Annotated in this window: 1 pseudogene; it reads right to left on the bottom strand. The window is 60.5% G+C overall.

The annotated features are described in order from the left end of the window. Positions 1-55: 55 nt before the first annotated feature. Positions 56-572 (bottom strand): annotated as a pseudogene (locus DC363_RS16605) (transposase); the annotation flags it as partial.

The raw sequence follows: 572 nt of genomic DNA on the forward strand, positions 1-572 counted from the left end.
GATAGTGTCCCTGAGAATGGTGTAACTTTGTTCTTCGGCCTCGGCTTGGCCACAGTTACAGGGCGGCGATTGTCGCCGGATCCATGGGGGTAGTGTCGCAAATGGCGGCGACGGTTTCCAGCGTCATGGAGCGCCGCGTGATCGCCCACTCATCATTCTGCTCCAGCAGTTCGCCATGTGGCCGCCCTCGGTTCGAGGACCATGGCGGACGCTCCAACCAGTCGTGTGACTGCGGCCTCGTTCGGGAAGATACCAACAACGTTGGTCCGGCGTTTGATCTCCTTGTTGAGGCGTTCAAGTGGGTTGGTGCTGTGGATTTTGACCCAATGCTCGCGGGGGAAGCTCTTGTAGGCCAGCACGTCATCTTCGGCGCGGTGCATCAACTCTGCGAGCTTGGCATGGCGCGGCTCGAACGCGTTGATCAGCTTGGCCCTGTGCTCTTTCGAAGCTTTGAGCGTGTCCTGATCGAAGGCGGTTCTGAGCGCCGCGGTGACGATGGGCTTGTCCTTCTTGCCGACGCAAGCAAGTGCGTTGCGCATGAAGTGGACGCGGCAGCGTTGGACGGTCGCGCC

The sequence above is a fragment of the Thalassorhabdomicrobium marinisediminis genome (assembly GCF_003072065.1).
Classification (GTDB): domain Bacteria; phylum Pseudomonadota; class Alphaproteobacteria; order Rhodobacterales; family Rhodobacteraceae; genus Octadecabacter; species Octadecabacter marinisediminis.